Source organism: Pontibacter aydingkolensis (genome assembly GCF_019443125.1).
GTDB lineage: Bacteria > Bacteroidota > Bacteroidia > Cytophagales > Hymenobacteraceae > Pontibacter > Pontibacter aydingkolensis.
Map to the genome: position 1 here is coordinate 30,304 of NZ_JAHYXK010000013.1, position 25,403 is coordinate 55,706.

Below are 25,403 nucleotides of genomic sequence, written 5' to 3' on the forward strand. Positions count from 1 at the left end.
TAGTTAACATGCATATTCTGTTCCTGCCAATGGCAACTATCCTGGGTAATCTGATTAACTGTGCTTTGCACTTGATTAATGAAGGAAAATAGGCTGGCTTTTAGGATTTTGCCCTTGTTGCAATCTAGCTACAACAAAGTATGCTATATGTGTTAACTAAAAGTATATTCGATATAAATAGCTTATTATTTAATTAAGAAAAGTGGTTTAAATATAGATAAAGTATACCAAACTTGTATGCGTGCCTACAGGTTTTTTGCCTTATTCCAATAATAATCCATTTCTTCCAAGTTCATGTCCTGTAATTGCTTGCCATCTTTGGCGGCCTCTGTTTCTATGTACTGAAAGCGGCTGATAAACTTTAGATTTGTTCTTTCAAGCGCTTCTTCGGGGTTTATATCAATAAATCTGGCAAAATTTATCAATGAAAATATGAGGTCACCGAATTCTGCCGTGGCTTGTGCTTTGTCTATTTTAGAAAAGTCTTCTACATTAAACTCTGTTTCAAACTCGTTTAGTTCCTCCTTCACTTTTTCCCATACGTGGGCCTTGTCGTCCCAGTCAAATCCGGCGCCCCTTGCTTTTTCTTGAATGCGCATGGCTTTTACCAAGGCTGGCAGCGAGGCCGGAACACCACCCAGCACCGATTTGTTGCCTTCTTTAAGCTTCAGTCTTTCCCAGTTCTGCTTTACTTGCTCTTCGGTTTCGGCCTTGGTGTTGCCGTAAATGTGCGGGTGCCTGAAGATGAGCTTTTCGCATTCGCCGTTCAGTACATCTGCTATATCAAAGGCGTTCATCTCCGACGCTATTTTGGCATAAAACACCATATGCAGCATGATATCGCCAAGCTCCTTTTTGATCTCCGGCAGGTCGTTCTTAAGTATGGCGTCTGATAGCTCGTAAGTTTCTTCTATAGTAAGATGCCGCAGGCTTTCAAGTGTCTGTTTCCGGTCCCAGGGGCATTTTTCGCGGAGTTCTTCCATTACATCCAGCATTCGGTTAAAGGCCTGTAATTGTTTCCCGCGGGGGCTGTCGTCAAAAGTTAATGGAGTTATCATAACAACAAAGATAATAAAAAACAGAGGCATACAGGTTTTGGTTAGCGCAGCTGCCACGCTAGTCTGAGTATAAGAACACTTTATAGTATAAGCTTTAGGTTAAGCTATACTTATTTTTTGGAAGACTTCGTTTCACTTCTGATTTTGCGTAGCTGCTGGCGATTTCTTAAAAGCTGCCATTGCTATGTGCGACAGTTTTTGCCTAAGAACAGGTTTAAGTACTTCTGAAAGTCTCACATTTTTCGCTACTTTTGTGGCATTAAATAAATTACATAAAGTGACTTTAATAAAATCTATTTCCGGTATTCGCGGTACTATTGGCGGACGGGCAGGAGAAGCCTTGACACCAGTAGATGTTGTGAAATTTGCTGCTGCTTTTGGTACGTGGGTATTAAAAACAACAGGTAATAACACCATAGTAGTAGGGCGCGACGCGCGCATCTCCGGCGAAATGGTAAACAAATTAGTTTGTGCTACCCTACAGGGCCTTGGTATTAATATTATAGATGCGGGCCTGTCTACTACGCCTACTGTAGAGATGGCAGTGCCGGATATGAAAGCAGGCGGAGGAATTATACTTACTGCCAGCCATAACCCAAAACAATGGAACGCTTTAAAACTGCTAAACCATAAAGGCGAGTTTATCTCTGAGGAAGAAGGTAAACTGGTGCTTGAGATAGCTGAGAAAGAGGCGTTCGAGTTTGCGCAGGTAATGGAGCTGGGTAGCTATACCAAAGACAGCGACTCTATGGTAAAGCACATTCAGGCTATACTTGACCTGCCTTTAGTTGATGTTGCAGCAATAAAAGCCAAGAACTTTAGCGTAGCCATTGATTGTGTGAACTCCACTGGTGGAATTGCTGTGCCGATGCTGCTGGAAGCCCTCGGCGTTAAAAATATAGAAAAGCTGTATTGCGAGCCGGATGGGAATTTCCCGCACAACCCAGAGCCATTGCCGGAAAACCTGCGCGAGATCTCAAATGTGATCGAAAAAGGCAAGTTTGACCTGGGTATAGTAGTAGACCCGGATGTAGACAGACTGGCGTTGATAAATGAAGACGGCAGCATGTTCGGTGAAGAATATACTTTAGTGGCTGTGGCAGACTACGTGCTTAAAAACCAGAAAGGCAACACTGTTTCTAATCTTTCGTCTACGAGAGCGCTGCGCGACGTTACTGAGAATGCCGGGGGCGATTACTTTGCTGCTGCAGTAGGAGAAGTTAACGTGGTAAATATGATGAAGGCCCAGAACGCTATTATTGGCGGAGAAGGTAACGGCGGCATTATTTACCCTGAGCTACACTATGGTAGAGATGCATTGGTTGGTATTGCGTTGTTCCTGACACATTTGGCAAAATCAGGGATGAGCATGACTCGCTTGCGTGCTTCTTATCCTAACTATTATATCTCGAAAAACAAGATAGAACTTACCCCAGAGGTAAATGTAGATGAGGTGTTGCGCCAGATGCAGGAGCGTTATGCCAAGCAGCCGATCAACACCATTGATGGCGTTAAGATAGAGTTTAACAAAGAGTGGGTGCACCTGCGCAAATCAAACACAGAGCCGATCATTCGTATTTATGCGGAGTCGGATAGCAATGCCACGGCAGAGCATCTGGCAAATAAGATCATTACAGATATCAAAGAGATTATCTCTGTAAAGGCATAATGTGTTGTTGCTGTAACATAGAATAATTAGCAATTTAAAGTTGCGCCAGAGGGTAAACGACGTGTTTTTCTCTTTTGGCGCAACTTTTTTTTATACTTTAGTGGTTCGTTTATAGTGAGTTCAATCCAAAATATGATGCGTGTTTATTTAGATAATGCTGCTACCACCCCTCTGGATAAAGAGGTTTTTGATGCCATGGCGCCTTTTATGCTTGAGCATTTTGGTAATCCATCGTCCATACATTCGCATGGCCGTGAAGTGCGCTCTGCTATAGAAAAAGCCCGCAGAACAGTAGCTACCTTAATAAATACCTCTCCTGCCGAGATATTCTTCACATCCGGAGGTACTGAGGCCGACAATGCCGCTATCCGCTGCACATGTCGCGCCTATGGTATAAAGCACGCCATCTCTACTAAACTGGAGCATCATGCTGTGCTTCACACCATGGAGTTGCTGGAGAAAGAGGAGGGGGTGCAGGTAAGTTATCTGCGCCACGACGAACGCGGCAACCTGGACCTCGAGCACCTGGAGGAACTACTAGCAAGCCAGCCACGCACACTGGTTTCTGTAATGCATGCCAATAACGAGATTGGTAACCTGAACGATATTAAGGCGATTGGGGAAATCTGCAAAAAGTATGATGCCGTTTTCCACTCGGATACGGTGCAGACCATGGGGCATTACAAACACGATGTGCAAACCCTTGGAGCTAACTTTATAGTTGGTTCGGCGCATAAATTTCATGGGCCAAAGGGAGTGGGCTTTTTATACTGTGATGCTAACATAAAAATACAACCCCTGATACAAGGTGGCGCACAGGAACGCAACATGCGTGGTGGCACCGAAAACGTGTACGGTATTATCGGCCTGGCTAAATCGCTGGAGATTGCTTACCGCGACATGGACGACCATGCCAAATACATACAGTCGCTGAAAGACAGAATGATCTATAAACTGCGTGAGCAGATGGAGGATATAAGCTTTAACGGCATGTCGGAGTTTGGAGATAAGAGTTTGTACACGGTGTTAAATGTGAATTTGCCTGCCTCTGAGATTAACGAAATGTTGCTGTTTAGTCTGGATATTAACAAGATCTCGGCATCGGGAGGAAGTGCCTGCAGCAGCGGCGCCAATGCGGGCTCGCATGTGCTGCGTGCACTAAACGTAGATCCATCCCGCGGCTCTGTTCGTTTCTCGTTCAGTAAGTATAACACCGAGGCAGAGATTGACTACGTAGCTGAAACGCTTGCTAAGTTGTATAAAAAGGAGCTGGCTTAAATATAGCACAGCCTCAGATAAAGTATAAAAAGGCTTCAGCAGTAATGTTGGAGCCTTTCTTTGTAAACTGATTTTTAGTTAAAGTATAAAGTGTAAAATGAAAAGTATAGGCGTTTTTTGTGGAGCCAACGCAGGTATTAATGATGTGTACAGCAAAGCTGCTGCAAAACTTGGCGAGCTGATGGCGGAGCAAGGTGTAGAACTGGTATACGGTGGCGGTAATGTGGGCCTGATGGGTGTGATTGCCGATGCCATTTTAGCCAGTGGAGGTACAGGTATAGGCGTGATTCCGCAAAGCCTGGTAGATAGGGAAGTGGCCCATACCGGACTGCAGGAGCTGGTGGTGGTAGAAACAATGCACGAGCGTAAAGCCATTATGGCTGCCAGGTCGGATGCTTTTATCGCTATGCCCGGCGGATTCGGTACATTCGACGAGATCTGCGAAATCATCACCTGGAATCAGTTGGGCATCATCAAAAAGCCTGTTGCCTTCTTAAACACGAATGGTTACTGGGATAAATTTCTGGAGATGGTAGAGCATACCGTAGCAGAAGGCTTTGTAAAGTATGACCAGCGCGAAAACCTGATCATAGAGGATAACCCGGAGGTGCTTCTACAAAAGATCAGGGCTTACGCAGATGCTACTTCTGATTACTGGGTAGATTTTAGAAGAATATAAAGTATAAGAGTACCGTGAAGGTTTCAACCTTTCAAAACGTAGAAGGCTCTTCTGCATATAGTAAAAACTACTCCAACTGTGGCTTCCCCTTTAGTATTACTTGGTGTATTTTTTTTGTGTTCCGGATGTCTTGCAGTGGATTGTCTTCCAGTATGACAAGGTTTGCGTATTTGCCTGCTTCTATGGAACCATAGTCCTGAGTGAGGTTGGCGTATCGCGCAGCATTGTAAGTGGCCATTTTCAAAACTGCAGCATTGGTAAACCCTGCGTCAGCCAAGTACTCCATTTCGTGGTGAACCGCCAGCCCCGGTAAATTGTAAGGATTGGGGGAGTCAGTGCCTATTAAGATATAGTCGGCATAATCTAAAAAATGATGCTGGACAAATTGCCTGTGTACATCAGACTTCAGCTTAAAATTATCTTGTAAACTTGCAGGTAAAGATTCCCACCAGCCTAGGAGGCCTTGCACAGATTGCTGTGATCTCAGCTGCTTAAGTTCCTGCTTTACCTTTTTGTTGTTGATATTGGCGTATAAACTTAAGGTAGGTGTAAGCCATACTTTGTTGTTTTTGAGTTTGGCGGCGTAAGGTGCAAGTCGCAGGCTGTCATAATTCAGGTACAGTTCGTTTCGTGTGCGTTCTTCTTTCAGAGATTCAAAATCTGGTGAAATCTCTGTGGCATACTGTATAACCCCGTCGAGGTGTTCGTGGCTGTTATGCCTTGGGTCTCCGAAATTCTCTTTGCTTAAAGTATAAGGTAGATGGCCTGTCACCTTAATGCCTTTTTCAGATGCGACTTTCAAAATTTCAAGGTATATATCCTCCGGTAGGCGATTGTATACCTTTATCTCTTGGTAGCCCATTTGCTTGTGTTTGGCTATCAGCTCGCGTACTTGGTGTTTATCGGTTAGGATGGGGCCTGCATGCGCTTCGCCCCATAAGGGCGGGTTGCCATCGTAAACCGGTGACACAACCTGCAACGACGGACCTGTTAGTAACAGATTGTCAATCGAGTCGCGCCAAGCGAGCACTCCCTCGCTACCTGCCATAACACGGACATTGGTTATGCCGAACTTTACAAAATCCTGTAAAAAGTACTTGTTTTGGGGGCCAATGTGAGCGTGCATTTCAAAAAGTCCCGGTATCACATATCTGTCTTTCCCATCAATTACTGCATGGTGGCGTGTCTGGCGCTTTTTAGGGTTAAAAGATGCAATACGGCCATTCGTGATCAAAATATTCCGGTGTTTTGATATTGTGCCTTCTTTAACATCAACAATGTTTACGTTTTTTACATAAAGATTTTGAGCATGTGCAAAAAGACAGCAAAAGAAAAGAGTAAGTGTCAGAAAGGGTTTCTTCATAGTATTGTATGAGCGAATGAAATCGTTAAGCAGCAGAAACGGGAGGCTTCGGAGCGGATGAAATGTTCAGGTTAAACTGGTCTACTGCTGCTTTAATAGCTGACCAGTTTAACCTGAAATAAATGTAGGAATAGGATTTTACTAAAAACCTGCCAGTCTTTAGTTTGCCAGAATCATTTCCTTGACTGCCTCCACCCACATCGGGTTTGAGTTAAGGCTTTCCACCAGTTGCCACTTCTCACCGCCTGCTTCTAAAAACATCTCCTTAAACTCTTCGCCAACTTCAATGGTGGTTTCAAGGCAGTCGGCTACGAAGGCAGGACTATAAGCTAGTACTTTCTTTATTCCTTTGGCCGGAAGGTCTTTTAAAATAAAGTCGGTGTAAGGTTGTAGCCACGGGTCTTTACCTAACCTGGACTGGAAAGCTACAGTGTACTGGTCTTCGCGCAGGCCAAGCTGCTCGGCTAATAACCGTGATGTAGCAAAGCAGGCGGCGCGATAACAGTATTTGTTACGCTTATTATAGCTGTTGCAGCAGGAGCCAAGCTTGCAATAGCCGTGGTCGCTGCCTTTAAGTATATGGCGCTCCGGTAGGCCATGGTAGCTGAACACTACATGGTCGTAGTTATCCTGTGCCATGTGTTGCTTACCCAGTTCTGCAAATGCGTTAATAAAACCAGGATCATCGCAGAACGATGAGATAAAGTTTATACTTGGCACGATCCACCAGTCCTTTACAATCTCCATTATTTTGTCCTGCACAGATCCTGTAGAGGCTGAAGCGTATTGCGGGAACAACGGCAGCACGATGATACGGTCTACGCTTTGCTCGCGCAGTTCCTCCAAAGCACTTTTTATACTTGGGCTCTGGTAACGCATTCCAAAAGCTACATGGTAGCCATTGCCAAGTGAAGCTTGTAGTTTCTCCTGCAGGTCGCGGCCATGGTACAGCAACGGCGATCCGCGTTCTGTCCATAGCTCTTTGTATACTTTAGCGGATTTAGGAGCCCTGAACGGGGCAATTATGCCGTTTATCAGCGCATAGCGTGCAATGGCAGGAATGTCAATCACGCGTTTGTCCAGCAGGAACTCGCGCAGGTATTTTCTTACATCAGGCGTATTAGGCGTGTCAGGTGTTCCTAAGTTTACTAGTAAAACGCCAATTTTGCCGCTGGTTTTCTTGTTCATTAAACTAATTGTCTTCTTCTGGTTTGCAAAGATACAAAGTATAAGTTGTTTGTTGTAAATCGATATTATCTATAGACCAATAGAGAAGTAACTGCTGCTTGTAAAGCTTTAAGTATGGGATAATGTTTGAGGAGGCTGTAAAATTATTTGCCGGAATGGAGTAAAGTATAAGTTGCAGACATCACTCCCTCATTTACAATTAATTAGATTATACGCCGCAGTCTCGTAAAAAAGAAGTAATTTTGCATCCTTAAATTTTAGAGTATGGCCGATACACAGCATAAAGCCGGATTTGTAAGTATAGTGGGCAAGCCAAACGTGGGTAAATCAACGTTGATGAACGCACTGGTAGGCGAGAAGCTCTCCATTATTACATCAAAAGCACAAACCACGCGGCACCGGATCATGGGTATCCTGAACGGAGATGATTTCCAGATCGTGTATTCCGATACGCCTGGTATTATCAAACCGCAGTACGCCCTGCACGAATCGATGATGGGCTTTGTGCGCACCTCCCTGGAGGACGCCGACGTTATACTTTTCGTGACGGATATTTACGAGAAGCACGACGAGGACGATGTGATCAAGCGCCTGCAGCATGCAGAGGTGCCTATACTTTTACTGATCAACAAGATTGACCAAGCCACAGAAGAAGAGGTAAATGAGAAGGTGGCTTACTGGCAGGAAGTGATGAAGCCGACGGAGATCCATCCGATATCTGCTTTGCACAATTTCGGCCTGGAGCAGCTGTTTAGCCGCCTGCTGCATTATTTGCCTGTGCATCCAGCCTTTTATCCTAAAGATGAACTGACTGACAAGCCTGAGCGTTTCTTTGTGTCCGAGATCATCCGGGAGAAGATCTTGCTTAACTATAAAAAAGAAATTCCTTACAGCTGCGAAGTGGTTATAGAGGAGTTTAAAGAGGAAGAGGCCATTATCCGCATCCGTGCTGAGATAAGCGTGGAGCGCCGCAGCCAGAAAGGCATTGTAATAGGCCATAAAGGCGAGGCACTCAAAAAAGTGGGCATGCAGGCCCGTGTGGATATGGAGGACTTCTTCCAGAAAAAAGTATTTCTTGATTTGTATGTGCGCGTGAACGAAAACTGGCGAACCGACCAAAAGCTGCTTCGGCGCTTCGGTTACAGCGAGTAAGTAGGCGCACAGCATAAAGCTTCGGGGCAAGGTGCTCCGGGGGCACTTTAACTATTTTATTTTAATTCGATGTCATCAAACATCATTGCAATTGTAGGCCGCCCAAACGTGGGCAAGTCTACGCTTTTTAACCGCTTAATTGGCCAGCGTAAAGCCATCATGGACAACGTGAGCGGCGTTACCCGCGACAGAAGCTACGGCCACGGCGAATGGTGCGGAAAATTTTATACTGTAATTGACACCGGTGGCTATGTGCATGGCTCCGACGATATTTTTGAAGCCGAGATCAACCGCCAGGTAGAGTTGGCTATGAACGAAGCCGACGTTATACTTTTTATGGTGGACGTGGATGCTGGCTTAACAGGTCTTGACGAGGAGTTTGCAAACGTTCTTCGTCGTTCCAAAAAGCCGATTTATGTAGTAGCCAATAAAGCAGATACAAATGCGCGTATGCACCAGATGGGTGAGTTTTATGCCTTGGGCGTAGGGGAGGAGATTTATCCACTATCGTCTCAGAACGGATCTGGTACCGGCGAACTGCTGGATGAGGTAGTAAAGCACTTTAAAGACGAAGGCGTGGAAGATCCTGACGCAGGCATTCCTAAAATAGCTGTGCTTGGCCGCCCGAACGCAGGTAAGTCTTCTTTTGTGAACTTGCTGCTAGGCGAAGAGCGCAACATCGTAACCGACATTGCCGGCACAACGCGCGATGCGATACACTCAAGATACAATGCCTTTGGCAAAGAGTTTATTATAGTAGATACAGCCGGTTTGCGACGTAAAAGCAAGGTAAGCGAAGATGTTGAGTTTTACTCGGTAATGCGTGCGATTCGTGCCCTGGAAGACGCCGATGTTTGTATCGTGATGCTGGATGCTACCCGAGGTATTGAAGCCCAGGATGTAAACATTATAACACTGGCTGAAAAGAACCGCAAAGGCATTGTTATACTTGTAAACAAGTGGGACCTGGTTGAGAAGGAGACAAACACTACCAAAGAGTTTGAAGAAACTATTCTGGAGCGTATTGCGCCTATCAAGTATGTACCGGTTGTCTTTACATCTGTACTTACCAAGCAGCGTATACACAAAGCCGTTGAGAAAGCCATGGAGGTGTATGATAACAAAACGCAGAAAATACCAACCTCTAAGCTAAACGACCTGCTATTACCTGATATCGAACGTTATCCGCCACCAGCAATCAAAGGCAAGTTTGTAAAGATAAAGTATATCACGCAGTTGCCAACGCATAACCCAACGTTTGCGTTTTTCTGTAACTTGCCACAATATATTAAAGAGCCATACATGCGTTACCTGGAAAACAGATTGCGTGAGCACTTTGGTTTTGAGGGGGTTCCGGTAAAATTAATCTTCAGGAAAAAATAGAAAAATATTAGGTGATTAAAATATAGTATTATATTTGTCTCTTCATTTAATCAAAACACCTAAACATCATGAAAAAAGTATTCGGTTTACTATTTGTTGCTGGTCTTTTCGCTTTCGCATCTTGCAACAACGCAGAAGAGACTGCTACTGAGGTAGAAACTACTGAAGAGACTGTTGTAGAGGAAGCTCCAGTAATGGAAGAAGATACTACTACTGTTCCTGTTGACACTACTGAGGCAGCTCTGTAATATCAACTGAAACCACCTGGCGCATGGCCAGGCAGTAAAGGCCACCCGATAAAGGTGGCCTTTACTTATTATATTTTTTTAAAACTATATTTCGTAAGCAGCGTATTCGTTTTCATATTTCCTATGAAGGAGGTAGGCAGGTATAAAGCAATAAGTAAATACCTGGCATAAATTTGTTATCAATCACTAAAACAAATAGGAAAATGAAAAAGCTATTGTATGTTTTTGCCGTGTGCGGTCTATTCGCATTTGCTTCTTGCGACTCGCCAGCCGAAGAAAGGGCTGAAGAAAGAGAAGAAGCCGTAGAAGAAATGGAAGATGAGGCCGAAGATATGGCTGACGACATGGATGATACAACTACTGTAATACAGTAACTGGTCTGAAAATCTGCCAAACAGTAAAGCCCGGATAACCGGGCTTTACTGTTTTTATACTTTGTACTTCAGGGGCCAAGCCTCTTTTGGATCATGCTGTTAACAAGTGCAAAAAGGCGTTTGGGGGTAAAGGTACGCCAATAAACATCTTCCAGGCTGCCGCCATAGTTTATGTATGAGTCTAGGTTATAGTTACGCATCTCGTTAAATACAAAGTCACGGAAGCCTATTGCCGCAATCCAGCCTTCTTCCACATCTTCAAACCACTCTTCGTAGTATGCGTCATCCGACCCATGGAAGTTAAACACATTTTCGCCGATTAGTATAAAGTGTTTGATGCCCTCCGTAATCATGGGGTCTAGTATGTTGCGTTTAAGGCTCATAATGTCGTTATTCAACGTGTCGTTCCATTCTCCAATAAACTCTATTACTGCAAAACCCAGATCATAATCGGTATAGAGTATCTTAATAAATAGCGTTTCAGAGTCAATATCGTCCCATTGCGGATGTATATAGTAGCCGTAGATGGTATTGGTATAGTAGGTGAGGTTATTCTCAGCGCCAAAAAGCGGAGAGCGCGGATCTTCGGAAGCGGAGTATTTATCTATCCAGTTATAGTATGGTTCTATGTTATGCATAAACGTTCTTGAAGTAAGGCAGTAGGCGCTAGGGTATTTGATTAATGTACTTGAAAGGCTCAGGCAAAGTTGAAGCTTTTAACCTAATTTTAAAGTATGAAACTTATCTTGTTAAAACTGTTTTAAAATATAAGAGATACCAGAAAAATGACGTTATACGTATGTTGAATGAATAGTACGCTTCCCTAAAATCTGATTTTTACCATGAGTAACATCCTTTTAATAGCTTCCCGTTTTACTGTTGCCCTCTTTTTCGTGCTGTTGGCAGGCAATGTTTTTGCCTCCGAAACAGATTATACAAAAGTGTATCATCCGGTTATTAACAAGGCGGAGCTGAGTATACTTCAGAAAGACTATGCCGGCGCGCTTGCGCTTTATCGAGAGGCTTTTAAGGTGGTACCTGCGCCATTTGCCCGCGATTATTACAATGCAGCCGTATGCGCCATGCTTCTGAAAGACAAAAAGCAATCGCTTGGTTATTTAGAGAAGCTTGCAGCAAAGGGTGTAAGTATAGACTACTTAGAAAACAGGCCTGTATTTGACTCTCTGCAGTCTACAAAGCAATGGCGCAAGTTTAAAAGGAAGTATCCCAAGTATAGGCAGCAATACGAAAAACAGGTAAACCTCGACCTGCGTGCCGACCTGGATGAATTATATGCCCGCGATCAGTATTTCAGGCAAGCCAAAGGTGGCTTAAGGGTGTATGGCGATACATTAAATAAAATAGAAGCAGCCAATACAAAGAAATTTCTGAGTTGGGTAGAAAATCACGGGTATCCCGGTGAAGACTTGATAGGGGTAGGAGACACGCTGGAGCAACTGCCGCGTTTCAGTATTATTATACAACGCCAGACCAAAGCCAGAAAAGGCCACGATTTCTCTAAAATACTGGAGGCGGCCGTGCAGCAGGGTAGACTAAGCCCGCAAGCTGCCGCTTACCTGATAGAGCAGCAGGTAGGCCGTAGTAAGTATGGCTCTAAGGCTTATGTAAAGATTAACTGCAGCACTTGTGAGAATGAAGAGCCGCTTGATAAGATGAAACGTTACCTGGAAGAGAACCGCACTGAAAAAGAACTACTCACACTGGAAGCTAACCGTAAAAAACTGGGACTGGAATCTTTTGAAGACTACAAGAAGAAGGTGATCTACAGCATGACGGATAAAAGGTTTAAGCTGAACTACGCGTGGTCTGTGGTAAATTACCAGGTGCCAAGCAAAGAAGCAGCCAAGGTAATGTTGGAGAACTTTGTAGTAGCCGACGCAGAATAACCTGCCTGAATTTATACTTAGCGGGTGTGAAGTAGCTATACTTTACACCCGCTTTATTTTTTTAACTTATTGCCCGTTGTTGTTACGGTAGGCTTCCATGGCAGCACGCACGCTCCCGAACTTTTTAAGAAGCGCTGCAGCCTCTGGCCTGGTTAGCTTTAGCTCTTCCATTAGCATGCGGGTGCCACGGTCTACCAGTTTTACATTAGATAGCTGCATGTCCACCATTTTGTTGCCTTTTACCCGGCCAAGCCTGATCATGGTAGAGGTGGTGAGCATGTTTAGAACCAGCTTTTGTGCCGTGCCTGCTTTCATGCGGGTGCTGCCTGTAACAAACTCAGGTCCTGTGATTATTTCTACGGGATAGTCTGCTGCGGCTGCCACAGCACTGCCTGCATTGCATACAATGCAGCCTGTAGTTATATTTTGAGCACGGCATTGCTCAAGTCCGCCAATTACATAGGGCGTACGGCCAGAGGCCGCGATGCCTACTACAATATCTTTATCAGTAACGTCGTACTGTTGCAGGTCCAGCCAGGCTTGCTTTTTATCGTCTTCTGCAAACTCAACTGCTTTTCTGATAGCAGAATCGCCACCGGCAATCAACGCGATAACCATGCCATGCGGTACGCCATAAGTAGGAGGGCATTCAGATGCATCTACAACCCCAAGCCTGCCGCTAGTACCAGCTCCGATGTAAAACAACCTGCCACCCTGGCTTAGCTTTTCTACTGTAGCGTCTACTAACCGCTCTATCTGGGGTATGGCCGCTTCTATGGCTATTGGTACCGTTTTATCTTCGCGGTTGATATTTACCAGTAGTTCCCTGGTGCTCATTTGCTCCAGGCGGTCATAATTAGAAGCCGATTCGGTAGTAGACATGGGGTATGCTAAAAAGGAAGTATAAATTTGGTAATGCTGCTATACTGATTTATTTGGTGTGCCGAACGCCTGCAACAATTCCTGGTGGTAAAGAATCATGCCCTCGCTTGGAGTGCTGAGTATCTGACCCAGGGTTACGCCATACTTTTTTGCCACCTGTTTTAATGTATCAGAAAAATGGAAGGCAATGGAGCCCACAAAATGCACAGGCAACGCAGCAAAGTTGTCGTACTTTGTGATGTGGTGCTCAAAGAAATCAGAAAAGCTCTCGTAGATCATGGCCTTAATAACAGGGTGCTGGCGCTTTTCGTGTATATATTTAGCAAAGGATGCCATGTAACGGCTCGGAACGGCGCTACCATACAGCTCATCAAGTATCCCGTTTTTGGTTAAATTAAACCGGTTTTTCAGCGATTGTGCAAGTTCATCCGGGAGTTCACGATACAGAAACGCTTTTATCAGCATTTTGCCCATATAAGCGCCACTTCCTTCATCGCCTAATAAAAAGCCCAGAGAAGGCACGTTGTCTATAATAGCTGTGCCATCGTAGAGGCAGGAGTTAGAGCCGGTGCCAAGTATGCAGGCAATGCCAGGCTGGTGGCCGCACAACGAACGCGCCGCGCCCATCAAGTCATGGTCTACGTGTATCTCCGAAGTCGGGAAAGCCATTTTCAGGGCATTTTCCACACGTTTATTGCGCTCCGGAGAACTGCAGCCAGCGCCGTAAAAGTAGATGGCTTCCGGTGTTTTTTGCTGCAGTTGTGGCAATAGTGACTCATGCAAGGCCTTATAAATCTCATCTGCTTCCTGATACATCGGGTTAAACCCTATAGTTTGTACTTGCCCAAAGGTTTCTGTGGCTGTTACCAGGCGCCAGTCGGTTTTAGTGGAGCCGCTATCTGCAATTAAAATCATAGTTTACAAGTAAAGTTATTCTGGTTTATACAGTGCCGTTAAGGTATACTGAATTTTTTACCAGGCCGATCGCCTCAAATTTATCAAAAACATATTCGGTATGCGGTGCATCTTTTAATTCTTCTGTTAAATCCTGTCCAGCCCAGTGCTCATAATGGTTGCCTTCGCGCCAGAGCCTCGATTTTCTTACATCATAGATAACACCTTTATAAGCGACCCATACTTCGTCGCGGTCCTGTCCGTTTCGGGATGCCAGTTGTTGTAATGTATACTCTGGTAATGCCATACTTCAGTTTAACCGATTCTTGCCTGGGTAAGTATCCAGCGGTTAGGAATTTCACCTTTTATGGCCTGCAAGTAATCTTCGTAGCTACATGGTACTACGCGGCTGCCTTTTTCGTTGCTCAGAGCCTCTACCTCCAGCCACCATTTCTCGCTATGCTTGCTTTTGTAGAAGATCATGCGGTCAGGGTTGTCGTCGGAGAAGGCTACGGCATACTTGGTAAATTGCTTGCTGTTAAAGTCTATCTCGTTTTTGCGGTGGTAAAAGCCTTCTATAAAGTACCAGATCATGGTTGCAATTGTCATGGCAGTTGTCTCACGCTTATCCAGCCCAGGGTTGTACTCATAAATTCCTAGAGAGGTTAGGTAGTCGTTCAGGCCGGCGTACCAGCAAATCTGACAGGCCTCTTCTCCGGTTAGCCCAAAAGGGTTGGCTGGTTCGTAGCCGGGTGCATCCTGGTGGCGTATAGCCGAAATATCAAACGTAAGCAGGTCGGCCACGCGTACCACAGGCTCCATCTCCTGTATACTTCGGTGCACTTCTCCCACCCTATACGACTCAAAATGCATTTTCTCCAGCGTTGCCATTACCTCTGGCTCTACCAGGTATTGCTGGTGCCCTATCTGGCCCAGGCTAAACAGGTAATTTGGCTCGTGCATAAGTATCTGGCGCAACTGCTTTTTGTTGGCTGTGGCATCCACATCTTCCGTCATGTCTACGCTACTATCCACGGTTACCATGTTAACTACCCGGTCCAGGTGCTCGTAGCCAAGGTATTGCCCATACTCCAGGTCGTGTGTACCGCCAATAATAACGGGTATGGTATTGTGCGAAATAAGTACTTCTACTATTTCTTTCAGGCGCAGGTATGTATCGTCCAGTGTAATGCCGGGCCTCAGGTTGCCGAGGTCTACTATCTGGCAGCGGCCATTACCTTTTAGCAGGCTGTAAAGCTTTTTGCGCACAGCACGGGCTGGAGACTTTGCAGGAACTGCCTCCATACTTTCTTCGCCGGTAAAGCCGCGGTTTTCGTGCACGCCAAGTATGGCAATGTCAGCAGTGCGCCAATCCGGAAACTTGCCAACAAAGCGGTTAATGTAGGCGCCAAGCGTGCGGGGTTTGCTAAGCTTAACGAAGACGTCTTCGTTAAGTGGCTCAAAAAAGATAGAAAGATTCATGCGGTTACGTCTGGAGAAATCAAAAATACAAAAAAAGCAGCTTTTCTGCTGCTTTGATATAAGGCCGAATTTATTTCATAAAAATATAAGTTTTATTAAATATTATACTTGCTAACATGGTAGAAATGAAAAAAAATGCCTAAAATGCATATACAATACCCGTAACAGCTATATTTAATACTTTAAAGCCTAATACCTAAACCGACTCTTAACCTGAAACACCATGGAAATAACCCGTACAATTGACTTGCTGTCTCATCAGCTAGCTAATTATCCTCAGCCTGATTGCCTGGCTGCTAAAGAAAACGGCAACTGGGTAAAGTATAGCACGCAGGATGTGCAGGATTATGCCAATAACGTTAGCCTGGGCCTTTTAAAATTAGGGTTAGGTAAGAATGACAAAGTCGCCATTATATCCTTTAACCGTCCGGAGTGGGTTTTTGCTGATTTTGGTATACAGCAGATTGGTGCTATCAGTGTGCCTATGTATCCAACAATTACAGTAGAGGATTACAGGTATATATTTAACGATGCAGAGGTAAAGGTGATCTTTGTGGCAGATGCTTCTCTGTACAATAAGGTGGCTGCTGCTACGGAGGGTATGGAAAGTGTAAAGGAAATTTACACATTTGATCAGATTCCCGGAGCAAAACACTGGACTGAGGTACTGGAGTTAGGTAAAGGGGGAGATGCTCAACAACTAGAGCCATTAAAGGCTGCCGTGCAGCCAGATGATATACTTACCATTATTTATACTTCCGGTACAACAGGTAATCCTAAAGGCGTAATGCTTACACATAATAACATCGTAAGCAATGTGCAGGGGGTAATGCCTTACGTACCTGTAAACCGTACCCATCGCGCCCTGAGTTTCCTGCCGTTATGCCATATTTTTGAGCGGATGCTTTTATACTTATACATGCGCATCGGGGTATCTATCTATTATGCCGAAAGTATAGAGATGGTGGCAGAAAACCTGAAAGAAGTGAAGCCGCATGTATTTACTACTGTGCCGCGCCTTCTGGAAAAAGTTTATGATAAGATCGTGGCCAAAGGTATGGAGCTTACAGGCATAAAGCGCAAGCTGTTCTTCTGGGCACTGGAACTGGGCCTGAAATATGATACCCGCGAAGACCAGGGCTGGTGGTACAACAAGCAACTGGAACTGGCCAACAAACTTATCTTTAGTAAATGGCGCGAGGCACTTGGCGGTAACGTTATTGCTATTGTATCGGGTGGCGCAGCATTGCAGCCTCGCCTGGCGCGCGTGTTTTGGGCGGCTAATATCCGGATAATGGAAGGCTATGGCTTAACAGAGACATCACCGGTAATTACGGTTAACCGCTTTGAGGCTGATAATAATGTGATTGGTACAGTCGGTTTGCCTATTGATGGTGTTGAAGTAAAGATTGCTGAAGAAGATGGCGAGATACTGACCCGTGGGCCGCATGTGATGAAAGGCTACTACAAAAAACCTGAACTCACCGCTGAAGTTATTGATGCAGACGGCTGGTTCCATACAGGTGATATCGGGCAGTTGATAGAAGGCAAGTACCTTAAGATCACAGACCGTAAGAAAGAGATGTTTAAGACATCGGGTGGCAAGTATGTGGCGCCACAGCCTATCGAAAATAAATTGAAAGAATCGGTTGTTATTGAGCAGGCAATGGTGGTAGGATCGGGGCAAAAGTATGCTGCGGCGCTTATTGTTCCTTCGTTCTTAGGCTTGCAGGACTGGTGCCAGCATAAAGGTATAAAGTATACCTCTGACGAAGAAATGATCACAAAGCCTGAAATACTGGAGAAATATCAGCGCGAGATCGCTAAAGCCAACGAAGGCCTTGCACAGTACGAAACCATTAAGAAGTTCAGGTTGATACCTAGGATGTGGACTGTAGAAACCGGTGAACTTACGCCTACCCTTAAAGTGAAGCGTAAAAATATTACGACTAATTACAGCGATGTAATTGATAGTATGTTTTAAGCTATAGTATAGCCGGAGAAGGTAACTAGCTTATTGTTGCTTTAGGCTATACTTTCAATCTGCATTATAATTATTTGTCATCCTGGAAGGATCCTAGTTGGGGAGAGGTTAAGCTTCTGCTACTAACTAGGGTATTTTCAGGATGATTTTTTTATGAGCCTAATTGGAGTTGCTATGATCAGATATGTATTTATACTTCTAGCTATACTTTGTTTTACCTGTAAGGAGCAAAAGCAAAGTGAAACTATAGTTACTGATGATTCTGAGCCTGTAAAGCATTTGGTTAATAGAAATGTATATTTCAAAAAAATTACTTTTTCAATTCTTTATGGAATGAGTCGCGATGAATTTGATAAGGATATTGAAATATTAGCAGACAACACTTTTCACTACCGTTTGCGAGAACGTTACATGCCAACTATAAAAGCAAATTATACAGGTGTGCTTGATTCTGTTAGCATAAGTAAGGTTTATGAAATTTTTGATGCCATTGATTTTAATAAGTTAAAGTTTCCTGAGGATGATGCAGAAGATGCTCCTGAAGTAAGTATTTACTTTACGATGTATAATGGTGAATTAAGGATGAAAGGATATCTTGATGAGATGATAATGCAGAATATATGGAATTTGATGGAGTTGATAGAAGCACAGGAAATGAAGCAAAGCACAAATCACAAATTTAGAACAGCAAAAGACGTTTTGATCCCACCGCCAGGAGTTATGTATACTGAAGCTGAACTCGACAGCTTGTAACAAAAAAGCCCTCCCCAAACGGAGGGCTTTTTTTATGCCCTGTCAGCGAATATGTTAAACTATAGTATCTGTAAAGCACTTCTACCGTACTACATTTTATGCATGCCGACAAAAATTATAGAAAATAGTATGCAAGCATAACATTTATTTTTATATTTGGTATATACCAATGCTTACCCATGAAGCCAGAAGAAACAGTAGACTATAATGTGAAAGTATGTTGGCATGCCATTTCGCGCATGTACAATACTGAGGCCGCCAAAAACGATATCACAACATCTATAGGGTTTGTGTTGTTAAACATAGACCAGGAGGCCGGCACACCAGCTACTAAAATTGCTCCCCTGCTAGGTCTGGAGGCACGTAGCCTTACCCGCATCCTTAAAAGCATGGAGGAGAAGAAACTGATTTTTAAAGTGTCCGATCCTAGTGATAAGCGCCTGGTAAGAATTTTTCTGACGAAGAAAGGCCTGGAGAAAAAAGAAGTGTCGCGGAAGACTGTTAAGCAGTTTAACAATAAAGTACGCGATCAGATACCGCAGGAGGAACTGGATGTATTCTTTAAAGTCTGCGGCCGCATACAAACCATGATTGAGAATAAAGATATCTTTTAAACCATAGACAACTATCGCTATTCTATGAAGAGAATAATAAAGAAAGTAGCCGTACTAGGCTCCGGTGTGATGGGCTCGCGCATTGCCTGCCACTTTGCTAACATCGGAGTGCAGGTGCTGCTACTCGACATCGTGCCCAAAGAGCTGACGCCCGAAGAAGAGAAAAAAGGCCTGACGCTCGAAAGTAAAGCCGTGCGTAATCGTATTGTAGATAGTTCGCTAAAGGCTGCTATCGCGTCTAATCCGTCGCCGCTCTACCGAAAGTCAGATGCAAGCCTGATACAAACAGGTAACTTCGAAGACAACATGAAGGACATCGCTACTGCCGACTGGACCATAGAGGTGGTAGTAGAGAACCTGAAGATCAAAAAGATCGTGTACGACCAGGTGGAGCAGCATCGCAAGCCGGGTACACTTATCTCTTCCAACACATCGGGCATCCCGATCCACATGATGCTGGACGGCCGCTCTGATGATTTCAAGAAACACTTCTGCGGTACGCACTTCTTTAACCCGCCACGCTACTTAAAGCTTCTTGAGATAATTCCAACTCCGGAAACAGACCAGAGTGTAGTTGATTTCCTAATGCATTACGGCGACTTATACTTAGGTAAGACCACCGTGCTGGCTAAAGATACCCCAGCCTTTATTGCAAACCGTGTAGGCATCTACGCCATTATGCAGGGCCTGCAGGTAATGAACAAGCTTGGTCTTAATGTAGATGAAGTAGACAGAATCTCCGGTCCGATCATCGGTCGTCCGAAATCGGCTACTTTCAGAACGCTGGATGTAGTTGGTTTAGATACGCTCGCAAATGTAGCTAATGGACTTTACCAGACAGGCGAGAAAGATGAGTCGCGTGAGCTATTTAAGCTGCCGGACTACCTGCAGAAAATGGTAGAGAACAAATGGCTGGGCGATAAAACCGGCCAGGGCTTCTACAAGAAAACAAAAGACGCTAAAGGTAAGACTGAGATCCTGACGCTGGACCTGAACACACTGGAGTACGGGCCAAAGCAGCGTCCTAAATTCCAAAGCCTGGAGGTACTGAAGCCGATCGAGGACCTGAAAAAGCGTGTAAAAACTTTCTCAAAGCAGACAGATAAGGCTGCGCAATTCTTTAACGAGTCGCTTTATGGCCTGTTCCAGTATGTGAGCAACCGCATCCCGGAGATATCTGATGAACTATACAGAATAGACGATGCCATGCGTGCCGGCTTTGGCTGGGAGCTTGGTCCGTTTGAGTACTGGGATGCCATTGGTGCCCGCGAAGGGGTGCAGCGCATGATCGAAAACGGCTATCAGCCTGCCGCCTGGGTAGAGGAGATGCTGAACCACGGCAAAGAGTCCTTCTACATTGTACAGAATGGCCAGCGCCGCTATTACGATATCCAAAGCAAAGAATACAAAGCCATACCAGGCGCTGAGAACTTTATCATACTGGATAACCTGCGCGGCAACAACGTGATCTGGAAGAACAGCGGCGCAACGGTACTTGACTTAGGCGATGGTATCCTGAACGTAGAGTTCCACTCGAAGATGAACACACTGGGTGGTGATGTAATACAAGGCCTGATGAAAGGCGTAGAGCTGGCTGAAAAGGACTTTAGAGGCATGGTGGTTGGTAACCAGGGCGCTAACTTCTCGGCGGGTGCTAACCTTGGCCTGGTGTATATGTATGCCCTGGAGCAGGAGTACGACGAGATCAACTTCATGATCAAGCAGTTCCAGGATGCCATGATGCGCATGCGCTACTCGGCTATACCTGTAGTTGGTGCCCCACACGGCTTAACACTGGGTGGTGGCTGCGAACTTAACCTGCACTGCGACCACGTACAGGCTGCCGCTGAGACTTATATGGGTTTAGTTGAGTTTGGTGTAGGTTTGATACCAGGTGGTGGCGGTACTAAGGAGATGACGCTACGTGCAGCTGATATGTATGCCGAAGGCGACATCGAGTACAACGACCTTAAAAACGTATTCTTAACTATAGGTATGGCCAAGGTCTCTACTTCGGCTAAAGAAGCCATTGACTTAGGTTATATGCGCAAATCGGATGGCATAACTATAAACAGCAACCGCCAGATAGCCGATGCAAAAGCGCAGGCCATACTTCTGGCTGAAGGTGGCTATACAAAGCCGGTACAGCGCACGAATGTGAAAGTACAGGGTAAAGGTGCTTTAGGTATGTTCCTGACGGGTGCCAATGCTATGTACTCTGGACGCTACATTTCTGAACACGATAAAAAGATTTCAGAGAAGCTGGCTTATGTAATGTGCGGCGGCGACTTGTCTGCCCCAACGGAGGTAAGCGAACAATACCTGTTGGACCTGGAGCGTGAGGCATTCCTGTCATTAACAGGTGAGCGTAAAACGCTGGAGCGTATACAGAGCATCCTGACAACAGGTAAGCCGCTAAGAAATTAGGAACTATAGTCAAACTATAAATGAGCATCAAAATGAACAATGCATATATCGTAGCTGGATTTCGTAGCGCCGTGGGTAAAGCCGGTCGTGGCGGGTTCCGGTTCACCAGACCTGATGACCTGGCCGCCGATGTCATCAAGCACCTAATGGATTCTGTACCAGCCTTAGACCCTGAGCGTGTAGACGACCTTATAGTTGGTAACGCTGTGCCGGAAGCAGAGCAGGGCCTTCAGATTGGTCGTATGATCTCTCTGTTGTCGTTGCCGCTTTCTGTTAGTGGTATGACGGTTAACCGTTACTGCGGATCCGGCCTAGAAACTATAGCCATTGCCGCCAACCGTATTTCAGCAGGTATGGCCGACTGTATAGTTGCCGGTGGTACGGAGTCTATGTCGCTGGTGCCAACAGCAGGCTGGAAGACAGTGCCAAACTATAAGATCGCCAAAAACAACCCGGACTGGTATCTGAGCATGGGCTTAACTGCCGAAGCAGTGGCTGCAGATTACAAGGTTTCACGTGAAGACCAGGATGAGTTTGCCTATAACTCACACCAGAAAGCGATCAACGCCATAAAGAACGGTTACTTTAAAGAGCAGATCGTGCCGATTACCGTGGAGGAAACTTACCTGGACGAGAACGGCAAAAAGAAAACCCGCAGCTATGTAGTAGATACCGACGAAGGTCCGCGTGCTGATACCTCTATTGAAGCCCTGGCAAGACTAAAGCCGGTGTTTGCAGCAGGAGGTTCGGTAACAGCCGGTAACTCGTCTCAAACCTCAGATGGCGCTGCCTTTGTGATTGTGATGAGTGAGCGTATGGTAAAAGAACTTAACCTGGAGCCGATTGCGCGTCTGGTAACTTATGCCACAGGTGGCGTGGATCCGCGCATCATGGGTATGGGCCCGATCGCTGCTGTTCCTAAAGCTCTGAAAATGGCAGGCCTTACGCTAAACGACATAGATCTGATCGAAATGAACGAAGCCTTTGCTGCACAGTCAATCGCTGTAATGCGCCATCTGGATTTTGATCCGGCCAAACTGAACATTAGTGGAGGTGCCATTGCCTTAGGTCACCCGCTGGGTTGTTCTGGTGCCAAGCTAAGTATACAGCAGTTCCATGAGCTTCGCCGCTTAGGCAAAAAGTATGGCCTGGTAACTGCCTGTGTAGGTGGCGGCCAGGGTGTGGCTGGTATCTATGAATTACTGAAGTAATTACTTGACAAAAGCCCAAAGTCCCCCTTCGAAGGGGGTAGGGGATGATTACACTTTGAGAATGATATGCACAATAACTTCTGCAGACGACTGTCATCTCCCAGCCCCCTTCAAAGGGGGACAATAAAACTAACTATAACTGTATCCAAAACCTTAAAAAATACATCACCATGGAAACTCAAAATAAAGCCGCAATACTTAAAGGTGGTGAGTTCCTGATAAAGGAAACGAATCCGCAGGACGTATTTACGCCTGAAGACTTTACAGAAGAGCAGCGCATGATGGCCCAGACCTGTCTGGACTTTGTGCAGGAAGAAGTAACCCCGCTACTTGACCGCTTGGATAACCACGAAGAAGGCCTGATGGAAAGCCTGATGAAAAAAGCAGGGGAACTTGGTTTGTTCGCAGTATCTGTTCCGGAGCAGTACGGCGGCCTTAACATGGACTTTAATACAGCCTTACTTGTAACTGAATCAGTGGGTGGAGGCCATTCGTTCCCGGTTGCTTTTGCAGCGCATACAGGTATCGGTACATTGCCAATTTTATACTTCGGTACCGAAGAACAGAAGCAAAAATATGTTCCGAAGCTGGTAAGCGGTGAATGGATGTCGGCTTACTGCTTAACAGAACCGGGTTCTGGTTCGGATGCATTAGCAGCTAAAACTAAAGCTGTATTAAACGAAGCCGGCACGCACTATATCCTGAACGGCCAGAAAATGTGGATCACAAACGCTGGTTTTGCTGATGTGTTTATTGTTTTCGCGCAGGTAGATGGCGATAAGTTTACAGGTTTTATAGTTGAAAAAGATTATCCAGGCCTAAGTCTTGGTAACGAAGAGCATAAGATGGGTATTAAAGGCTCATCAACACGCCAGGTTTTCTTAACTGACTGCGAAGTGCCGAAAGAGAATGTATTAGGCGAGATCGGTAAAGGTCACCTTATTGCGTTCAATATCCTGAACATTGGCCGAATTAAGCTTTGTGCTGCTACACTGGGTGCTGCTAAAAGTGTTGCAAGCCTTTCAGTGAAGTATGCGAATGAGCGTCACCAGTTTAAGCTTCCAATTTCTAAGTTCGGTGCTATCCGTCATAAGCTGGCAGAGCAGGCTATCAGAATTTACGCAGTAGAGTCTGCGCAGTACCGTTCGGGTATGGATATTTACCGCATGGAGCAGGAGCTTATGGCTGCCGGCAAAGACGAGAACGAAGCGCTGCTTGGTGCTGCCCGTGAGTTCGCCGTGGAGTGTGCGATGCTGAAAGTAGAAGGTTCTGAAGTGCTGGATTATGTAGTAGATGAAGGTGTGCAGATCTATGGTGGTTACGGTTTCTCAGCTGATTACCCAATGGACCGTGCGTATCGCGACTCCCGTATCAACCGCATTTTTGAGGGTACCAACGAGATCAATCGTATGCTTACCGTGGATATGATCCTGAAGAAAGCCATGAACGGAGAGCTTGACCTGATGGGACCTGCACAGAACGTGCAAAATGAGTTGATGGCTATTCCTGATTTCGGTGCTGAAGAAGAAGGTTTGTTTGCCGCAGAGTATAAAGCTGTTCGTAACCTGAAAAAGTCTATACTTTTAGTAGCCGGCACAGCCGTTCAAAAATACATGCAGTCGCTTGCGAAGGAGCAGGAAGTATTGATGAACATTGCAGATATGGCTATCAAAACTTATGTGGCCGAGTCTACTTTATTGCGTGTGGAAAAACTTGTAAGCAATAAAGGCGAGGAAGCTGCAGCCAACCAGATTGATATTGCCCGCGTGGTTGTGAATGATGCAGTAGATGCTTCGTTTATAGCTGGTAAAGATGCCATTGCCGCCATGGCCGAAGGTGATGAGCAGCGCCTGTTATTCATGGGCCTGAAGCGCTTTACTAAAAAAGACCTCTTTAATACAAAAGAAGCCCGTCGCCGCATAGCTGCTGCACTGATAGAGGCAAATGAATATGTTTATTAATTTCTGACCATTTATACTTTGGAAAGGCTTTCTCTTCAGGAGGAAGCCTTTTTTTATGGCAGCCACCTCTATAAAAGTATAAAACGCTGGAGAAAAGAAAATTATAATGGTTAAGAATAGAAATGTAATCTGGTTTTACGTATTGTGATAAGCACCTTAACCTCTCCTGATTATACTTATGAAAGTAAGCTGCCTTATACCTTGCTATAACGAGCGTGAGCGAATTGGCGAGGTACTAAATGTAATTGTGGGTTGCGGTCATATTTCTCAGATTATCTGTATTGATGATGGGTCTACAGATGGCAGTGCCGATTTTATTCAGACGCATTGGCCTGCCGTGCATGTAGTGCGTTTACAGAAAAACAGCGGGAAAACGGCGGCAATCAAGTATGGTATCAGGTATGTGCAGCACGATGTGCTGCTGATGATGGATGCAGACCTACAGGGCCTGAGAAAAGAGGAACTGGAAGATGCTCTGGCTGCTTACCGGAATTATACTTCTGTAGATATGATCATCCTGCGTCGCATTAACTCGCCCTGGTTTGTAAAGTGGTATCGCAGCGACGTATTGTTATCAGGTGAGCGTATACTTTGTACTGCCGACCTGAGAAGTATACTTAACCAGAAGCAAAAGCTAAAGTGCTATCAACTGGAGGTAGCTATCAACCGCTACATGCTGCGTCACAAAAAAGTAGTTCGCTGGATGCCATGGTCTGCCATAAATACTTATAAAGTAGACAAGCTCGGTGTGCTGCACGGCTCACGCAAAGAGTTTAACATGTATGTGGATATCGTGAATTACGTTGGCTTTTCGCACATGTGCCTGCAACTGGCATCGTTTACCAGGAAACTAAAGCAGTCGCCAGCCAAACCAAAGCACCGGTTATACTACTAAA

General features: G+C 45.2%; 23 protein-coding genes. 15 read left to right on the top strand and 8 right to left on the bottom strand.

The genetic code is table 11. The features are described 5' to 3' along the window. Positions 1-245: 245 nt before the first annotated feature. A complete protein-coding gene (gene mazG, locus K0O23_RS14540) occupies positions 246-1,058 on the bottom strand; it encodes a nucleoside triphosphate pyrophosphohydrolase (protein ID WP_219878169.1) in 813 nt (270 codons plus the stop codon). Positions 1,059-1,335: 277 nt separating this feature from the next. On the opposite strand from mazG, the gene glmM reads away from it, so the two are divergent. The 3 genes from glmM to K0O23_RS14555 all read left to right on the top strand — a co-directional run bounded on the left by glmM (position 1,336) and on the right by K0O23_RS14555 (position 4,684). Further along, entirely contained in the window at positions 1,336-2,727 is a 1,392-nt protein-coding gene (glmM, locus tag K0O23_RS14545) for a phosphoglucosamine mutase (protein ID WP_219878170.1), read from the top strand. Positions 2,728-2,862: 135 nt separating this feature from the next. After that, positions 2,863-4,005: a cysteine desulfurase family protein gene (locus K0O23_RS14550; RefSeq protein WP_219878242.1), complete on the top strand. Its 1,143-nt coding sequence runs from the start codon at positions 2,863-2,865 to the stop codon at positions 4,003-4,005. 97 nt (positions 4,006-4,102) lie between these two features. Then, positions 4,103-4,684: an LOG family protein gene (locus K0O23_RS14555; protein WP_219878171.1), complete on the top strand. Its 582-nt coding sequence runs from the start codon at positions 4,103-4,105 to the stop codon at positions 4,682-4,684. 67 nt (positions 4,685-4,751) lie between these two features. Here the strand turns inward: K0O23_RS14555 and K0O23_RS14560 are convergent, their stop codons facing one another. Then, a complete protein-coding gene (locus K0O23_RS14560) occupies positions 4,752-6,047 on the bottom strand; it encodes an amidohydrolase family protein (protein ID WP_219878172.1) in 1,296 nt (431 codons plus the stop codon). 159 nt (positions 6,048-6,206) lie between these two features. Further along, complete coding sequence (hemH, locus tag K0O23_RS14565) at positions 6,207-7,235, bottom strand: ferrochelatase (RefSeq protein WP_219878173.1); 1,029 nt, start codon at positions 7,233-7,235, stop codon at positions 6,207-6,209. Positions 7,236-7,499: 264 nt separating this feature from the next. On the opposite strand from hemH, the gene era reads away from it, so the two are divergent. From era to K0O23_RS14585, 4 genes are all read left to right on the top strand, one after another. Further along, a complete protein-coding gene (gene era / locus K0O23_RS14570) occupies positions 7,500-8,387 on the top strand; it encodes a GTPase Era (RefSeq protein WP_219878174.1) in 888 nt (295 codons plus the stop codon). A gap of 69 nt (positions 8,388-8,456) precedes the next feature. Next, entirely contained in the window at positions 8,457-9,770 is a 1,314-nt protein-coding gene (gene der, locus K0O23_RS14575) for a ribosome biogenesis GTPase Der (RefSeq protein WP_219878175.1), read from the top strand. A 68-nt stretch (positions 9,771-9,838) separates the two neighbouring features. Beyond that, positions 9,839-10,018: a hypothetical protein gene (locus K0O23_RS14580; RefSeq protein WP_219878176.1), complete on the top strand. Its 180-nt coding sequence runs from the start codon at positions 9,839-9,841 to the stop codon at positions 10,016-10,018. A gap of 203 nt (positions 10,019-10,221) precedes the next feature. Further along, the gene (locus tag K0O23_RS14585; protein ID WP_219878177.1) at positions 10,222-10,392 is read left to right on the top strand and encodes a hypothetical protein; all 171 of its coding nucleotides are present in this window, start codon (positions 10,222-10,224) and stop codon (positions 10,390-10,392) included. 68 nt (positions 10,393-10,460) lie between these two features. Here K0O23_RS14585 and K0O23_RS14590 read toward each other — a convergent pair whose 3' ends face one another. Continuing rightward, positions 10,461-11,030 carry a hypothetical protein gene (locus tag K0O23_RS14590; RefSeq protein ID WP_219878178.1) on the bottom strand — a complete coding sequence of 190 codons (570 nt, stop codon included), beginning with the start codon at positions 11,028-11,030 and terminating at the stop codon, positions 10,461-10,463. Between the two features lie 204 nt (positions 11,031-11,234). Here K0O23_RS14590 and K0O23_RS14595 point away from each other — a divergent pair, with 204 nt between their 5' ends. Next, positions 11,235-12,299 (top strand): hypothetical protein, encoded by a 1,065-nt coding sequence (locus tag K0O23_RS14595; protein WP_219878179.1) that lies wholly within the window; start codon positions 11,235-11,237, stop codon positions 12,297-12,299. Between the two features lie 66 nt (positions 12,300-12,365). Here the strand turns inward: K0O23_RS14595 and murQ are convergent, their stop codons facing one another. Genes murQ through K0O23_RS14615 form a run of 4 tightly spaced genes read right to left on the bottom strand, consistent with a single transcriptional unit; the run spans position 12,366 to position 15,557 of the window. Next, entirely contained in the window at positions 12,366-13,181 is an 816-nt protein-coding gene (gene murQ / locus K0O23_RS14600) for an N-acetylmuramic acid 6-phosphate etherase (protein ID WP_219878180.1), read from the bottom strand. A 39-nt stretch (positions 13,182-13,220) separates the two neighbouring features. Further along, a complete protein-coding gene (locus tag K0O23_RS14605; protein WP_219878181.1) occupies positions 13,221-14,096 on the bottom strand; it encodes a BadF/BadG/BcrA/BcrD ATPase family protein in 876 nt (291 codons plus the stop codon). Between the two features lie 25 nt (positions 14,097-14,121). Further along, on the bottom strand, positions 14,122-14,382 hold the full coding sequence (locus tag K0O23_RS14610) for a cytochrome b5 domain-containing protein (RefSeq protein ID WP_219878182.1): 261 nt from the start codon (positions 14,380-14,382) through the stop codon (positions 14,122-14,124). Between the two features lie 8 nt (positions 14,383-14,390). Continuing rightward, entirely contained in the window at positions 14,391-15,557 is a 1,167-nt protein-coding gene (locus K0O23_RS14615) for a formimidoylglutamase (RefSeq protein ID WP_219878183.1), read from the bottom strand. A 223-nt stretch (positions 15,558-15,780) separates the two neighbouring features. Here K0O23_RS14615 and K0O23_RS14620 point away from each other — a divergent pair, with 223 nt between their 5' ends. From K0O23_RS14620 to K0O23_RS14650, 7 genes are all read left to right on the top strand, one after another. Continuing rightward, positions 15,781-17,541, top strand: coding sequence for an AMP-dependent synthetase/ligase (locus K0O23_RS14620; protein WP_219878184.1), 1,761 nt, complete (start codon positions 15,781-15,783; stop codon positions 17,539-17,541). Between the two features lie 174 nt (positions 17,542-17,715). After that, positions 17,716-18,294, top strand: a complete 579-nt coding sequence (locus K0O23_RS14625) for a hypothetical protein (RefSeq protein ID WP_219878185.1) — start codon at positions 17,716-17,718, stop codon at positions 18,292-18,294. A gap of 179 nt (positions 18,295-18,473) precedes the next feature. After that, a complete protein-coding gene (locus K0O23_RS14630) occupies positions 18,474-18,908 on the top strand; it encodes a MarR family winged helix-turn-helix transcriptional regulator (protein ID WP_219878186.1) in 435 nt (144 codons plus the stop codon). A 24-nt stretch (positions 18,909-18,932) separates the two neighbouring features. Then, positions 18,933-21,335: a 3-hydroxyacyl-CoA dehydrogenase/enoyl-CoA hydratase family protein gene (locus K0O23_RS14635; RefSeq protein ID WP_219878187.1), complete on the top strand. Its 2,403-nt coding sequence runs from the start codon at positions 18,933-18,935 to the stop codon at positions 21,333-21,335. A 32-nt stretch (positions 21,336-21,367) separates the two neighbouring features. Then, positions 21,368-22,546 carry a thiolase family protein gene (locus K0O23_RS14640; protein WP_219878188.1) on the top strand — a complete coding sequence of 393 codons (1,179 nt, stop codon included), beginning with the start codon at positions 21,368-21,370 and terminating at the stop codon, positions 22,544-22,546. Between the two features lie 170 nt (positions 22,547-22,716). Then, positions 22,717-24,507 carry an acyl-CoA dehydrogenase family protein gene (locus K0O23_RS14645; protein WP_219878189.1) on the top strand — a complete coding sequence of 597 codons (1,791 nt, stop codon included), beginning with the start codon at positions 22,717-22,719 and terminating at the stop codon, positions 24,505-24,507. A gap of 178 nt (positions 24,508-24,685) precedes the next feature. After that, positions 24,686-25,402 (top strand): glycosyltransferase family 2 protein, encoded by a 717-nt coding sequence (locus K0O23_RS14650; protein ID WP_219878190.1) that lies wholly within the window; start codon positions 24,686-24,688, stop codon positions 25,400-25,402. Position 25,403 lies beyond the last annotated feature (1 nt).